Annotated in this window: 15 protein-coding genes; 9 read left to right on the top strand and 6 right to left on the bottom strand. The window is 40.9% G+C overall.

Annotation, left to right across the window (positions count from 1 at the left end; all coding sequences use genetic code 11):
* Nucleotides 1–40 precede the first annotated feature (40 nt).
* From H0W64_01485 to rlmH, 5 genes are all read left to right on the top strand, one after another.
* A complete protein-coding gene (locus tag H0W64_01485) occupies nt 41–577 on the top strand; it encodes a hypothetical protein (protein MBA3660377.1) in 537 nt (178 codons plus the stop codon).
* Entirely contained in the window at nt 574–1,575 is a 1,002-nt protein-coding gene (gene holA, locus H0W64_01480) for a DNA polymerase III subunit delta (protein ID MBA3660376.1), read from the top strand. The genes H0W64_01485 and holA overlap by 4 nt, the downstream gene beginning before the upstream one ends.
* Before the next feature lie 61 nt (nt 1,576–1,636).
* Entirely contained in the window at nt 1,637–2,293 is a 657-nt protein-coding gene (gene nadD, locus H0W64_01475) for a nicotinate-nucleotide adenylyltransferase (protein ID MBA3660375.1), read from the top strand.
* 72 nt (nt 2,294–2,365) lie between these two features.
* Nucleotides 2,366–2,713, top strand: coding sequence for a ribosome silencing factor (rsfS, locus tag H0W64_01470; GenBank protein MBA3660374.1), 348 nt, complete (start codon nt 2,366–2,368; stop codon nt 2,711–2,713).
* Nucleotides 2,714–2,724: 11 nt separating this feature from the next.
* Nucleotides 2,725–3,186 (top strand): 23S rRNA (pseudouridine(1915)-N(3))-methyltransferase RlmH, encoded by a 462-nt coding sequence (rlmH, locus tag H0W64_01465; protein MBA3660373.1) that lies wholly within the window; start codon nt 2,725–2,727, stop codon nt 3,184–3,186.
* A 232-nt stretch (nt 3,187–3,418) separates the two neighbouring features.
* On the opposite strand, the gene H0W64_01460 is transcribed toward rlmH, so the two are convergent.
* Together H0W64_01460 and H0W64_01455 are read right to left on the bottom strand one after the other, a co-directional pair.
* Nucleotides 3,419–3,877: a hypothetical protein gene (locus tag H0W64_01460; protein ID MBA3660372.1), complete on the bottom strand. Its 459-nt coding sequence runs from the start codon at nt 3,875–3,877 to the stop codon at nt 3,419–3,421.
* A gap of 29 nt (nt 3,878–3,906) precedes the next feature.
* Complete coding sequence (locus H0W64_01455; GenBank protein ID MBA3660371.1) at nt 3,907–4,236, bottom strand: hypothetical protein; 330 nt, start codon at nt 4,234–4,236, stop codon at nt 3,907–3,909.
* 147 nt (nt 4,237–4,383) lie between these two features.
* On the opposite strand from H0W64_01455, the gene H0W64_01450 reads away from it, so the two are divergent.
* Nucleotides 4,384–5,427, top strand: a complete 1,044-nt coding sequence (locus H0W64_01450) for an alpha/beta fold hydrolase (protein ID MBA3660370.1) — start codon at nt 4,384–4,386, stop codon at nt 5,425–5,427.
* Here the strand turns inward: H0W64_01450 and H0W64_01445 are convergent.
* The 3 genes from H0W64_01445 to ribF are packed head-to-tail and all read right to left on the bottom strand — an operon-like array spanning nt 5,420 to nt 9,712.
* On the bottom strand, nt 5,420–5,929 hold the full coding sequence (locus H0W64_01445; protein MBA3660369.1) for a lipoprotein signal peptidase: 510 nt from the start codon (nt 5,927–5,929) through the stop codon (nt 5,420–5,422). The two genes, H0W64_01450 and H0W64_01445, sit on opposite strands and share 8 nt — an antisense overlap.
* A gap of 31 nt (nt 5,930–5,960) precedes the next feature.
* Nucleotides 5,961–8,774 (bottom strand): isoleucine--tRNA ligase, encoded by a 2,814-nt coding sequence (gene ileS / locus H0W64_01440; protein ID MBA3660368.1) that lies wholly within the window; start codon nt 8,772–8,774, stop codon nt 5,961–5,963.
* Nucleotides 8,771–9,712, bottom strand: coding sequence for a bifunctional riboflavin kinase/FAD synthetase (gene ribF, locus H0W64_01435; protein MBA3660367.1), 942 nt, complete (start codon nt 9,710–9,712; stop codon nt 8,771–8,773). The genes ileS and ribF overlap by 4 nt, the downstream gene beginning before the upstream one ends.
* A 104-nt stretch (nt 9,713–9,816) precedes the next feature.
* Between ribF and scpB the strand changes: the two genes are divergently transcribed.
* From scpB to H0W64_01420, 3 genes are read left to right on the top strand one after another with little or no spacing between them, the layout of a single operon-like run.
* A complete protein-coding gene (gene scpB / locus H0W64_01430) occupies nt 9,817–10,419 on the top strand; it encodes an SMC-Scp complex subunit ScpB (protein MBA3660366.1) in 603 nt (200 codons plus the stop codon).
* Nucleotides 10,412–11,152 carry a pseudouridine synthase gene (locus H0W64_01425; protein MBA3660365.1) on the top strand — a complete coding sequence of 247 codons (741 nt, stop codon included), beginning with the start codon at nt 10,412–10,414 and terminating at the stop codon, nt 11,150–11,152. The genes scpB and H0W64_01425 overlap by 8 nt, the downstream gene beginning before the upstream one ends.
* A 38-nt stretch (nt 11,153–11,190) precedes the next feature.
* On the top strand, nt 11,191–12,963 hold the full coding sequence (locus H0W64_01420; GenBank protein ID MBA3660364.1) for a hypothetical protein: 1,773 nt from the start codon (nt 11,191–11,193) through the stop codon (nt 12,961–12,963).
* On the opposite strand, the gene mutS is transcribed toward H0W64_01420, so the two are convergent.
* Nucleotides 12,960–15,479: a DNA mismatch repair protein MutS gene (gene mutS, locus H0W64_01415; protein MBA3660363.1), complete on the bottom strand. Its 2,520-nt coding sequence runs from the start codon at nt 15,477–15,479 to the stop codon at nt 12,960–12,962. The two genes, H0W64_01420 and mutS, sit on opposite strands and share 4 nt — an antisense overlap.
* Nucleotides 15,480–15,580 lie beyond the last annotated feature (101 nt).

Here is a 15,580-nt window from a genome sequence, read left to right as displayed (position 1 = left end):
AAAACACAGCTTCCGAGTTGAATCATCATTAAGGCTTGCCATGAAACTTTTTTCTGTGATAGGGATTGTGTTCTTTACGCTGATGCTTTCAGCGTGCGGATTTCATTTGCAAGGACAGATGCAATTAGCGAAGCCTTTAAAGCGAATGTATTTACAATCTTCAGATCCGTATGGTTATTTAGCACGGAGCTTACAATCCTATTTGAAAATGTCCAAAGTACAACTCGTTGCTTCCCCGCAAGAGGCTGAGACGATCTTAGTGATTATGCAAGATCAAACGACTGAAGATTTATTAAGCGTGAGCAGCACTCAGCAAACCCGTCAATATCACTTAAAAACTACAGTCATTTTTCAAATTACCGATTCTGCCGGCAAAGTTATTTTACCTGCACAAATGTTACAAGAAGCACGCGTTATTACGATTCAGTCCAATCAAATTTTAGGAACAAGTAATGAAGCTAATTTATATTATCAACAAATGCGTCGTTCACTTGCTTATGGCATTATGAATCGTATCTCCTCTCAACAGGTAACGACCATGCTTTCTAATTTTGCAGCTTCACAGCATTTGCCATGAAACTTACTTATTTTCAGTTAGAACAACACTTAGCTCAAACGCTTGCGTCAGTTTATATTGTCAGCGGCGAAGAATTTCAACTGAGACAAGAAACGTTATCCGCTATTCGAAAAGCTGCTAAACGATGCCAGGTTACTGAGCGAGTGCGCTTAGCCCCAGCATCAACTGCAGACTGGCAAGACTTGCACGGTCATTTGTATACGCACTCCTTACTTGCCGAATCGCGTCTTATTGAATTGGATTGTCGCACGCATTTACCCACTAAATTTGCTGGGGATTTATTGCAAGAGTATGGGAAAGCTATTCCCCCAGGGCAGGTTTTGCTAATTGAACTTGATAAACTCGATGCTAAAATTGAGAAAAGCGAATGGTATAAACAATTAGAAAAAAAAGCCGTTGTTATCACTTTATGGCCCCTTACGCCGGATAAGTTACATCAGTGGATCGTCACGCGCGCGCGTAAATATAAATTAAACTTGCATGCTGAAGCCGTGCAATTACTCGCTCAATTTGCTTTTGGTAATGTTGCTGCTGCTTTGCAGACCCTTGAAAAACTTTATTTAATGCAGCTTGAAGGCGAAATTACTGCAACCCGTCTAAACGAAATCATTACCGATGAATCTCGATTTACAGTATTCCATCTAACTGACGCTCTCCTCAGTGGCGATACCAAACAAGCGCTCTACATTTTAGAGATGTTGAAAAAAGAAGGGACAGAACCGCTCATGATTGTATGGTCAATGACGCGCGAGATAAGAGTCATGCATGAACTTTTTCAAAAAGAAAAAGAAGGTCAAGCGTTTGAAAAATTATGTCAACAATATCGTATTTTTATGCAACGTAAAATAAGTGTCCGACAATTTTTAACTCGCATGTCCGCAACAACTTGTACTGACTTATTATTGGCGATTACGGAGATTGATAAAACAATTAAAGGATTGAAGCAAGGTAATATTTGGCAAGCATTGCAATTATTTTGCCTACGATTTGCAATGTAACCTACCCTGATTAGGGTATAATATAATAATGATTGCAAGCTAACTTGCATACAAAAGGCCTATGCATCAAACACATAAAGCAATCGGCATTTTAGGCGGCACTTTCGATCCTATTCATATGGGCCATTTAAGAATGGCGCTCGAATTATATGAAATGTTGGATCTGGCTAAAGTTCATATTCTCCCATGCTTCCAACCTGTCCATCGGAAACTTCCTAGCGCGAGTCCTTTACAACGTTTAAAAATGGTCCAATGTGCAGTCGTCGGCGCACCGGAGCTCTTTGCTGACGATCGAGAAATTCGCCGTCAATCGCCTTCTTACATGATTGATACATTATTTGACTTGCACGAAGAATTTGCAAATACGCCGCTTTGTTTGATTATTGGTATTGATGCTTTCTTAGGTTTTCCAAGCTGGCATCGTTATGAAGAAATATTAAAACAAGCCCACATCATCATCGCCCATCGTCCACAATATCAGCTTCCAGAAACAGGCATTGTTGCTGATTTAGTTAAGGAAAGACTCCAGCATGAAATTTCTTTTATTCACGAAAACATGGCTGGCGGCATCCTACTTCGACCTATTACGGCACTTGATATTTCAGCGACAGACATTCGCAAACAGATCGCTGTGGGGCGAAATCCTCGCTTTTTATTACCTGACCAAGTATACGATTACATACAAGAACAAGGGATTTATCACTTGAGCAAACATTAGTCAGAAAATAATGAATTGAACTAAGGATGAAGTTTACGCAAAATGTCGGGCAGAAAAGAGGAAACTTAACATATGAAATCTGAAACATTACGTGATATTGCCTTATCGGCCCTTGATGAATTAAAGGGAATTGAAGTTGTTGAAATGGATGTCCGTGATTTAACGTCTATTACTGATTATATGATCATGTGTACAGGACGTTCCACACGCCACGTTAAAGCACTCGCCGATGAAGTTGCAAGACAGGCAAAAGCCCATGATGCATCATTTGTTCGCATGGAAGGTGAGCGCACAAGTGAATGGATTTTAGTGGATTTGGGCGATGTCGTGGTTCATGTCATGTTGGCAGCAACCCGTTCATTTTATAGCTTAGAAGATTTGTGGGAACCCGTCGTCGTCATGCGAGAATCGAAAGGTTAATTGTTTCTTTTATGGCGATCCGATTATTAACCATTACTCATAAAGCGAAGCCTTGGATTCACCAAGGCTTCAATGAGTACGCCCAGCGCTTATCCGCGCCTTACAACTTAGAATTAATTGAAATACCACCTTGCAAAGCTAAAGGCGACGCTAAGGTAATGATGGAGCAGGAAAGTCATAAATTACTTGCAGCCATGCGAAGTGATCATATTATTGTAGCTCTCGATCGAACCGGGAAGGCGTTTAGTACTGAGGAGTTTGCCCAGAAGCTTGCAGCTTGGTTATCACGCGGTCAAACCATTGATTTACTGGTTGGTGGCGCAGATGGGTTACACGCATCTTGCATCAAACAGGCAGAAGTAAAATGGTCTCTTTCCCCTTTAACTTTTCCTCATCAACTGGTGCGCATTCTCATTGCTGAGCAAATTTATCGAGCCTATACGTTAACTAAAAATCATCCGTATCATCGATAGAACTTTTCATTCTGAAATTTAACTATCAAATTGGGATTTGCAAACTCTTTCAAGTCACAACCTATAAAAACAAAGCCCATAAATTAGTACTTGTTATTTGACAAGTGATAGCGATGGCAACAAGTCATTCGCAGTAAAGAATTAAAGAAACATTCAGCTCTGAAGGGACAGCAAATCGTTTAGACAATCAAGGGGAACCCGTTGAAGCAATCCCCTTTAATATCCGATCCAATTAAGGGCGGCCCATTCCAACAATCGCTAGCATCGTTTTTACTTTATCATTTTGATCTCGACACATGGATTTTAAGGCAGCACTTTCGGTTCGCATTGCTTTTAATGCAAGCGGGTCGGTATTATTTTTTTGTAGTGTTTCAAGGTTTCCCTTAGCGACTTTTAGCTTAAGTTTGATCTCAACTAATTCTGCTTCTGCACTCATAATTTTTTGGCCGAAAGCTTCCGGATCCATTTGTTGCTCTTTTAACACTGCAATAATTAAACCCGCAGCTTCATCAACACGCTGACATTGCGTGGCTGCACTGGGCGATTTATTAAGCATTGCATCACAGCGCATGGCTTCTTTCGTGGTAAACGTAGGATGGGTCATGAGGTATGAAAAAGTATATTTATCTTGGCAAGCTGATAAACAAAAAAGTGATAAAACGATTAAAACAACTCGATTAATTTTAAGCATGAGCAACCATTCCACATTGAGTTTAATTTTTATTTAAAAATTGCATAACGAACGCCACCTTCAGCAAACAAACTTAAAAATGGCAATAGAACTAAAAGTGTACCCGCAACAACCAAAAAAACAACGGTACTGATTGGTACCATCGTCGGACTTCTTTTATGTTCAGCATATTTAATGAGTGAAGTAAAAAGAAAAGCAACGCCAATTGCAAAACAAGCAACGTTAACAAAATCGGACAACAACCCTACAGGCTCCATCAAGTTTTCTGCAACGCGGCCTAGACTTAAGGAAGCTTCTTCTGCAAAAGCCTGCGCATTAATCACGCAAAAAACTAAAATAGCAATCAATATTTTTAACATAGCGGACGTCGAATATTTGGCATTTTGGGTAATTTATTATAGATTGGATAGTATGTTTGGCAACTTATGTTACCCCTTTTCATTATGAAATACCCGCTTTTTAATAATGATTTGCCTTTCAAATCGTATATCGAGTTGATCCAGGCGATGATTATAAAAAGTCGTGATGATATTCAACTGGATAGCCCAAACGGTCGAGTCATTCTAGAAGCAAATTCTCCTTTTGAAGTTAATTCAACCCATCAGTCTAAATGCGGGGTGCTCTTAGTGCATGGCTTGTTAGACTGCCCTTTTTCACTACGAGAGTTTAGCAACCACTTAAAAACACAGAATATTCCCAGCCTCGCTATTCTTCTTCCTGGTCATGGCACAAAGCCCAAAGACTTATTACAAGTGAACTATCATGATTGGCTTACGACAGTACGCTATGGCATGCAAAAAATGCGAGAGAAGGTAGATAGGGTCTTTATTGTGGGCTTTTCGACCGGTGCGGCTTTGGCGCTAGCCCATACTTTTGAAAAGGATGATGTTGCAGGTCTTATCCTGCTTGCACCCATTTTCAAACTGGCAACCCCCGTTGATCTCGTCATGCGTTGGCATCAAACTTTTCAATTAAAAAATCATATTGAATGGATTTCCCAAGTGGATGAAAGTGATTATGCCAAATATCAATCTGTTCCGCTTCATCCTGTTATCGAAGTGGTTAAGCTAGGCAGACACATTCTTCAAACCAGCCTAAAGAAAAAACTATCAACACCCATGCTCATGATTACGACAGAAGATGATGAAACGATCTCCACCCCTGAAGCGCTTGCCTTCTTTATGAAAAATGCGACACCGAACAGTGAATTATTAATGTATTCCGCTAAGAAAAAGATGGTAGCGCGAGATCCACGCATCACCCAAAGAAATAGCCATTACCCCGCACTACATATTCAACAATTTTCGCATATTTGCTTACCCTTCTCTCCGACCAATCCCCACTATGGACAGTCCGGTGATTTCGTCTATGCATCGCACCCCCACAATACGCAATTGATGTATGGCGCTTACAACCGCATTGAAACGCAGGTTTCAAATTATTTATATCAACTCAAATTACTTAAATATCGACGTCGAATTTTGACTTATAATCCTGACTTTGATTTCACGGTCGAAAGTATACTGAATTTTATTAAAAAAATTACTTAGACGAATTTTTTTTACCCCATGCTTCAATCGCCCATTGCAATAACAATAAGAAGGCACCCAGGCAAATGGCGCTATCTGCAGTATTGAAAATAGCGAAATGCCAATCACCCCAATGAAAATCTAAAAAATCTATAACGTAACCATATTGGATTCGGTCCCACGCATTGCCAATTGCGCCGCCTAAAATAAAACTTAAACCCATGCTGGTTAAACGATCTTTAACAGATATTCGCGAAAGCCACACAATAATGGCAACTGAAACTGCAAAGGCTAAGCCACCAAAAAGAATATTTTGCCATCCTGAAGCGGAATGTAAAAAACTAAAAGCGGCGCCCGTATTAAAAGCAAGTGTTAAGTTAAAAAAAGAAGTGACAGGCAAAGATTCATATAAATTTAAATTTGAGAGCATCCATAATTTAGCGTACCGATCAAGGCCCACGCATAAAATAGCGATAAATAACCATGCAAGCCCTGTGGTTGCCAATTTTTTTATGGGATGCATGACTGGTCCTTGTGTTATTGGCTCCGAGGAATTACGCAAAACGTCTTACCTCCCCATCAGTTGTAATATTAGTAACGCAACGTAAACAAATGCCAGGATACTCGGGATTATGACCCACATCTGCAACACGATGCCAACAGCGTTCACATTTAACCGCTTCAGTTGCCGTGATTTTAAAAGTAAGTCCTGGCACATCAGAAGTTGTCGCATCAACAGGTCCTGCATGCTCTGGAATTACTTTAGCGGAAGATGTTAATAAGACAAAACGTAATTCATCCCCTAACGCATCCAACTGATGTTGCAATTGAGGCGCGCAGTAAAGAATAACATCGGCTTCCAGTGATGATCCTATGGTTCCTAAGTTGCGATGTTTTTCAATTTCTTTATTCACTGCATCACGCACTTCACGAATTTTTTTCCAATAATCTTCATTCATTAAAGTGTCTTGCGGTAACGTTGGTAGGTGTTCATACCAAGTCGTTAAAAAAACGGAGGGCTCGCGGTTATTCGGTAAATAAGACCAAATTTCTTCGGCCGTAAAACTTAAAATAGGGGCCATCCACCGAACTAAAGCTTGAATAATATGATACATCGCTGTTTGAGCAGAACGGCGGCCTAAGCTATCAGTTGCCATGGTATATTGACGATCTTTGATAATATCTAAATAAAAACCACCCAAATCTGTTACACAAAATTGATGTAACTTTTGCGCGATAGCGTGAAATTGATAAGCAGTGAAAGCTTGGGTGATTTCAGTTTGAATACGGCTCGTTTGATCAAGTGCAAATCGATCCAACATCAGCATTTGATCTACGGGAACCCAATGTTGGTCTGGGTCAAACCCATGCAAATTAGAAAGTAAAAAGCGCGCAGTATTACGGATACGGCGATAAGCTTCAGACATACGATTTAAAATTTCTTTTGAAACATTAATTTCAGCACGATAATCAACGGATGCAACCCAGAGGCGCAACACATCAGCACCTAAAGTGCGAATTACTTCTTCGGGAGCGATAACATTTCCCAAAGATTTTGACATTTTTCGGCCCTGACCATCGACCACGTAACCGTGCGTTAATACGGCTTTGTAAGGCTCAACGCCATTAATCGCAAGGGAAGTTAATAAAAGCGATTGGAACCATCCACGATGTTGATCTGAGCCTTCAAGAACAAGGTCCGCAGGAAAATGGAGCTGCGGATTTTGCCGCAACACACACTCATGCGATACGCCGGAATCATACCAAACATCCAGCACATCATTTACTTTTTGATATTGCGCAGCATCGTCGCCTAATAATGTTTTTGGATCTAAGGCAAACCAAGCTTCAATTCCTTGTTCTTCAACAAGTTTGGCCACTTGTTCCATTAAATTGATCGTATCAGGATGTAGCGCATCAGTTTGTTTGTCGATGAATAAAGCGAGGGGAACGCCCCAAGCGCGTTGCCTGGAAATACACCAATCGGGACGATTATCAAGCATGCTGGTTATTCTTGTTTTACCCCAATCTGGAATCCACTGCACACGATCAACTGCAGTAAGGGCCTCAGCGCGCAAATTTTGGCGATCCATACTAATAAACCATTGCGGTGTTGCACGGAAAATAATAGGTGTCTTATGTCGCCAACAGTGTGGATAACTGTGTGTCATTTTTTCTTGATGCAATAAAGCATGATGCGTTTTGATTGCATCGATAATTTTATCATTCACCGTTAAGACATGTTGACCCGCAAAGAGCGGCGTTTCTGGAATGTAACACCCATCATTTCCCACAGGATTAATCATGGGTAATTTATATTTCTTACCAATCGTATAATCATCAACACCATGGGCGGGTGCGGTATGCACAGCGCCTGTTCCTGTTTCAACCGTAACATGATCGCCTAAGATAACGGGCACAAATTTATCATAAAATGGATGTTTTAATTTTTGACTTTCAAGCGCATCGCCTCGAAAGGTGCCAAGAACGCGATACTGTTCAATCTCATAACGTTTGACCACGGTTTCCACTAAATCGGCGGCAATAATAATTTGTTCCACACCGGCTAATTCAACCAGAGCATATTGCAACAATGGATTGAGCGCGACAGCTTCATTGGCAGGTAAGGACCATGGGGTTGTAGTCCAGATAGGAATGGAAAGGGGGCCCATACCTTTTTGAAGATTTGGAAAACGTTGCCAAAAATCGGCCGTTTCCGCTAGGGCAAAACGAACATCAATTGCGAGTGAAGTTTTTTCCTTATACTCAACTTCAGCTTCTGCTAATGCAGAGGCGCAATCCAAACACCAATGCACAGGTTTATAACCTTTCTCCACATGGCCGCGTTCAATGATTTTGGCTAGGCTACGAATAATATTAGCTTCATATCCGAAATCCATTGTGCGATAGGGATGATCCCAATCGGCAATAATCCCTAGACGTTTAAATTCACTACGCTGAATGTCAATAAATCCTGCGGCATAATCACGGCATGTCTTTCTAAATTCCGCAGGCGTCACCTTACGGCCGGGTTTACCAATTTTTTTCTCAACATTTAATTCAATGGGTAGGCCATGACAATCCCACCCCGGCACATAAGGCGCATCAAATCCTGCCAATGTTTTGGATTTAATCGTTATGTCCTTAAGAATGGTGTTAGTAGCAGTACCAAGGTGAATATGACCATTAGCATAAGGTGGACCGATATGGAGGACAAACTTTGGTCGACCCACACCCTGCCGACGAAGTTGTTCATATAATCCCATCTCTTCCCAACGTTTCAAGAAAGTAGGCTCACGTTGGGACAAATTTGCTTTCATTGGAAAGTCAGTTTGCGGCAAATTAAGGGTATTTTTATAATTATTCATAACACTCCATTCTCAAAATAAGCTTTTGCGACCACTACATCACGAGCAATTTGTTCTTTAAGTAGATCAATTGATGGATAATATTCTTCTTCGCGCAGCTTAGCACAAAATTCCACTTCAACTTCTCGACCGTAAATATCTTGATCAAAATCAAATAAGTTTACCTCGAGCAAGCAGCGGGTTCCACCCACAGTTGGCCGAATCCCAACGTTTGCCACACCCAACAAAGGATGCGCAGTTATCCCGTGCATACGAACTGCATACACCCCTTTTACTGCAGTGAGGCTACGATGAAGAAAAAGATTCGCGGTGGGAAATCCCCATGCGCGTCCCTGACCATCCCCGCGCACAACACGACCTATCATACTGTAAGGCCGTCCTAATAATCGCTGAGCCAACTTCAAATCATCAATAGCAAGCGCCTTACGCACCCGCGTACTACTCACCCGCTCATTATCTAAAAGGGTCGTTGGCATAGCTGATACTTCAAACCCTAAGGTTTCGCCCATTTGCTTTAATAAGCCAAAATCACCTTTACGCTGATAGCCAAAACGAAAATCATCACCTACAATGATCTGACGCGGCGCCAAAGCAGTGAAAAGGTCTCTAATAAATCCATCCGGGGAGCGCTTCGCAAGCAATTGATTAAACCGGAGAATAACAAGATTATCGATCCCTAACCTTTGCATTAAAATGTATTTTTCCCGCAAGCGTGTCAGCCTGGGAATAGAAAAGGGATTATGCTGAAAAAATTCAAAAGGATGCGGTTCAAAAGTCAGGACGACGCTTGGTATTTGAGAAGTTTTTGCTGTCGTTAATACTTTTTCTAGCAAGGCTTGATGACCAAGATGCACGCCATCAAAATTACCGATAGTGACAATACCACCTTTAGAGGAAGCAGGTAGCGGGTGAAATGACCGAATTAATGCTGTCGACATGCGTAACCTAATTATTTCTATGCGTTCTAAGCGGCAAAATATAGGTTAATTCTTAACTTTTTGCTAGCATGTATGAGCTAACTCAGTCGTTGGAGACAAGAATGATGACCCTGGAAAAATTACAAGCCATTATTGAAGCTGCCTTGATGGTGGCAGGCACACCTTTAAGCGTGTCTAATTTACAAAATTTATTTTCTGAAGAAGAAAGACCCGCGACGGCTGATATTAAGCAAGCTTTAGCGAATTTAGAAGCACGCCATCGTGAAAGCGGTATTATGCTGCAAGAAGTTGCAAGTGGCTTTCGTTTGCAAGCTAAAGCAGAACTTTCTCCGTGGCTCACTAAATTATGGGATGAACGCATGCCGCGTTATTCGCGGGCGTTTTTAGAGACATTAGCAATCATTGCCTATCGGCAACCCATAACCCGGGCAGAAATTGAAGACATTCGTGGTGTTACCGTTTCAAGTCACATTATTAAATCGCTATTAGAAAAAGAATGGATCCGTGTAGTTGGTTATCGAGATGTCCCTGGTAAGCCTGCCATCTTAGGCACTACGAAAAACTTTTTGGACCACTTTAACTTAACCACCTTAACAGCACTCCCCCCTCTCACCGAATTTAAAAATTTAGAAACTCAAGAAGCCCAATTACAAGTTCAATTGTCAATTGAAACAGAAACTGATCACCAAGTGAGTAACCATGAGTGAAAAAATACAAAAAATATTAGCACATGCAGGTGTCGGTTCGCGGCGTCAAGTTGAAGCTTGGATTGGCGAAGGAAGAATTACCATCAATGGTAAAGTTGCCGTCATCGGCGATCGCATGAGTTATCATGACAGCGTTTTCATGGATGGCCGCGAAGTCAAGCTGAGTAAATCACATCAACAAAAAACTCGTGTGTTACTTTACAATAAACCAGAAGGTGAGTTGTGTACGCGGCATGATCCTGAACGAAGACCTACCATTTTTGAAAACTTACCTATGATTCGCAACAGTCGATGGATTACCGTGGGGCGGTTAGATTTTAACACTTCAGGTCTTTTGCTAATTACTAATGATGGAGAACTCGCTCATAAACTCATGCATCCCAGTTCACAAATTGAACGTGAATATGCGGTGCGGATTCGTGGAGAAGTAACCCCGGCAGCGCTGAATAAGTTAGAACAAGGCCTCTATTTAGAGGATGGGTTAGCCCAATTTAAAACCATCGTGGATGCGGGTGGATCGGGAAGCAATCACTGGTATCATGTCACAGTAAGCGAAGGACGCAATCGTTTAGTCAGACGAATGTGGGAAAAATTAGATTACAGTGTGAGCCGCCTTATCCGCGTTCGATTTGGAAGTATTTTCTTGCCACCTTACTTACGCCGTGGCAAGTTCAAAGAATTAGATGAAGAAGAAATTGATGTCTTAATTAAATCACTTCAGAAAAGCCAGTAAGACGACGTTAATAAAAAAATTATAAAAAAGGATTTATTATGCCATCCGGCTCTCCCGTTATAGCCATTGAAAATATCGATTTTGATGGCGCTATTAATAAACTTTCAAAATTAAGTTTTCCAGCTTCCGACGCTGAAATGGAAACCATACAAGCGCGTGGTGTATTTTTTAATTCCAACATTAATGCCATTGCCAATGTTTTTATTCCCCATGACTACGCAGCAATTTTAAAAGTTGGTTTAAGTATTCTGGCCATGAATAATGTTAAAACCACGATGATTGCCCAGAACATGGTATTTGTTGGCGAAGACAGTTATATCCGAGAAAAAGTATATGAACTTTTAGACTATACCTTAGGTGTAGATCGCACGTTTTTAACAAAATCTGATGCGATGCATGTTGCTTATCATTGGCAAAGTCTTGAAATTTTAAACAACCTTACTGAACTTACTTGCAATGAAGCAGAAGTTGCTGTTATAGAAAGTAAATTAGCTGCGCTTGCAAAAGAGGATTATCCAGATGTTGATATCCTGCTGGAAAATCATGATCTTTCCCAAGAAACAATCAACAAGCTTGTATGGTTTTTAAATGGGTTGGCAGATAGCACGGGTAAAGAGGGCCAAGGTAAAATTACCTTGCTTGCAATGTCTAATACCGTGCTGGCAGAAGGCAAATTACCTGCGTCTTGCATTGGATTGGTCGATGATAATGTTTATGATTACCAACGAAAAACCGTTGCGGAAAATTATTGTTTCACCCAAAGCAATGCTGACGAAAATTATGACTGGATGATTGAAGTTATGCAAAATCGTTTACCTGCTTCAAAAATTTTTGCCAGCTTAAATGACTATGCAGCCACTCATAGTGATGAACAAACAACGATTTTCGAAATTAGGCATAAGGTTCTTACTAAACAAATTGAACACTTACAAGCGGAATGCGGCTTACCTAAAAAAACACCTGAATTAAAACCAAGATCTGTCGGTATTATTGGTAGTTGCGTCGAACATTTAAATGATTTTGAATCGTTAAAGGATATGTTCAATTTCATTGAGCATGAAAAAATTTTTAGTTTTTTGAAAACCCAACGATCTGCTTTTTTTCATACGGCTCATACTGAAACTTGGAAACAAGTCGCGTTGGTCTTCTTTAACCAAGCAATCCAACTTAGTAGTACGATGGAAGCAAGACAACTCGATCAACTTAAAAGTTTTGCTGAAAAAATCATCCCCATCTTTGCTGAAGATAAAAACTTTAATAATGTATGTTTGGCCTATAGACACTTACTTCAAGCTATTAAAAATCCTGATTTTAAAAACAAATGGGATGATTTAATGAATAAGTATAAAAAAGGGGGAGAATATGCTAATCGTCACTACACGGTGGTTCTCCAAAATCCACCTGAATATGAACATTCACTAGATTACTTACATTTTGTCCACGCCAATATTTTACACGCTCAATTTCAAGACCCGACGGGCGATCTTGCAGTTACTGCTAAACATACGGCTTATGCACCTATCAAAAAAAGTATTACGTCTTGTAAAACTTTAGATGAATTCAGACAAGTCATGCTTTATTTATCAAGCGATGTATTTAATTTCTTACGTCAGCATACCCTAGCCAGTGGACTCAGAAACCATGATGTTACTGCAAAACATGATTTACCCCTTACATGGCATTCACTTATTCGTGATGCCATACGTAAAGCTTCAGAATTTAATCTGAAATATAATAGTTCTGCTGATTTTATTGCTCATTTTTTAAATGAATTACCTAAAAGACAAAATCAAATATTCAGTAAAAATTAGTTAAGCGCTAACTTTAATTCATAAAGTTGCGCTAACGCTTCTCGCGGTGTTAAGGCGTCTAAATCCAATGCAAGGATAGTGCTTAAAACCGGATGGACCGTAACTGAAGACGGTTCGGGTGCGAGCACCGCCATTTCTTTTACTGATTGATTTTCGAGTGTATTTAATTTTGTTTTCGCATGAATGATAATCCGTTCAGGAAGACCCGCTAATTTAGCGACAGCTATCCCGTAACTTTGGTTAGCAGGACCCGGTTGCACTGTGTGAAAAAAAACTAATTTTTCTTCGTGTTCCGTCGCATCTAAATGAACGTTAGCAACACCTGATAATTCCTCATCAAGTGCAGTTAATTCAAAATAGTGAGTTGCAAATAAGGTTAAAGCGCCAATTTCTTTAGCCAAATAATGGGCGCATGCATAAGCAAGAGATAAACCATCAAAAGTGCTAGTGCCTCGACCAATTTCATCCATGAGGACTAAACTTGCAGGTGTTGCATGGTGCATAATTACAGCGGTTTCTGTCATCTCAACCATGAAAGTCGAACGACCACTCGCTAAATCATCACTTGCCCCGATGCGCGTAAAAATGCGATCAATACTGCCGATATGGGCAGTCTTTGCTGGAACAAAACTTCCCGTATGCGCAAGCAAAACAATCAGCGCGGTTTGCCGCATATAAGTTGATTTACCGCCCATGTTGGGTCCTGTAATAATCAACATCTGTGTACCCGTTCCCAATTCAATACTGTTCGGTACGAAAGGTTGCTTTGATATGGCTTCCACCACGGGATGACGACCTTCTTGAATGAGCAAACCGGGTTCATCGCCAAGCGTTGGACAGCACCAGTGGTTATGATCGGCAAGGCATGCAAAATTCGCTATAACATCAAGGATTGCTAACGCATTGGCTAATTTTTTTAATGGACTTAGATAATTTAAAAGTTGTTGAAGTAGAGCTTCATATAATATTTTTTCACGCGCAAGAGCCCGCTCTTTTGCACTCAAAGCTTTATCTTCAAAGACTTTTAATTCAGGGGTAATAAAACGCTCAGTGTTTTTAAGCGTTTGTCGTCTCGTGTAATTGGCGGGTAGCTCCTGACCTTGCAAACGACTCACTTCAATGTAATAACCATGAATGCGATTATATCCAACTTTGAGCGTTGACAATCCAGTACGCTTTTTTTCTTGTTCTTCTAATTGTAGTAAATAACCCCCCGCATTTTCACTCAGGGTAAGAAGTTCATCGAGCTCTTGATCGAAACCAATCGCGATGACACCCCCATCGCGAATTGTCATGGGCGGATTATTAATGATGGCTTTCGTCAGCAAGTCACAAAGGCCACTAAAATTTTGTATATCATCCCGAACGTCTAACAATAACCCTTGCGAGAAGTGCGCTAATAATGTTTGCAAGGGTGGTAAAGCTTGTAAGGTTTCCCGCAAGCCAGCTAAATCCCTCGGGCGGGCTGTTTTTAAAGCGATGCGGGTCACAATCCGCTCAACGTCTGCATAGCCTTTGAGATGTTTTTGAATTTCAATATATTGTCTGTTATGAATAAGCAAGGTTACGGCTTCTTGCCGTTTTCTAATCTCCCTTTGATCACGCAAGGGGCGATTCAACCAACGTTTTAATAAACGCGAGCCCATCGCGCTGGTTGTTTGATCAAGCACATCTATTAATGTTTTCTCTTCTACGCCAGAAAAATTAGTGGTGAGTTCTAAATTTCGACGGGTCGCTGCATCTAAAATAAGCGAATCAGCTTGGTATTCAACTTGAATATTTTGAATGTGACTTAGATTACTTCGCTCTGTGATTTTTATGTATTGCAGGATCGCACCCGCTGCACTAATGCCAAGTGTAAGAGATTGGCAGCCAAACCCTGTTAAATCATGAACTTTAAATTGCTCACAAAGCAAACGATACGCAGTTGCTGCATCAAAGTCCCACGATGGAAGACGACATAGTTTATTTTCAATGTCTATGAGCGTCGTATCGAAATGGTAGGTTTCGCTTATTAAAATTTCGGCAGGATTGAAACGTTGCAATTCACTGATGAGTGCTTCGATTGTTTCAACTTCGGTCACAATAAACCGGCCACTGCTCATATCAAGTGCTGCAATCCCAAAACCAGTTTTCGCTTCGCAAAACGCCAACAAAAAATTATCTGTAGAAGCTTCCAGAAAAGCCGTATCGCTCACCGTACCTGGTGTTAAGACTCGCACTACTTCACGTGCGACAGGTCCTGCGGAAGTTTTCGGATCGCCTACTTGCTCGCAAATTGCAATGGATCGCCCGTGACGAATGAGTTTCGCAATATACCCTTCTGCCGCGTGATAAGGCACGCCAGCCATCGGAATAGGTTTACCTTGCACAGTGCCCCGTGCCGTGAGGGTAATGTCTAACAATTTAGCAGCCAGGATCGCATCGTCAAAGAAAAGTTCATAGAAATCACCCATACGATAAAAAAGCAACGTATGCGGATAGGACCCCTTAATTTTCAAATATTGTTGTATCATGGGCGTATACGTAGGGGTTGGATCAAAAGCTAATTGCGACATAACATAATTCCCTGCTTGCAAGCCAAAAAGTTATACCTTGCCTAAGGAAGAAGGTAAAG

It is taken from the genome of Gammaproteobacteria bacterium (genome assembly GCA_013816845.1).
Taxonomy (GTDB): Bacteria; Pseudomonadota; Gammaproteobacteria; order DSM-16500; family DSM-16500; genus Aquicella.
The sequence above is the reverse complement of the archived record's forward strand: the minus strand, read 5'-3'. Positions and strand labels throughout refer to the sequence as shown.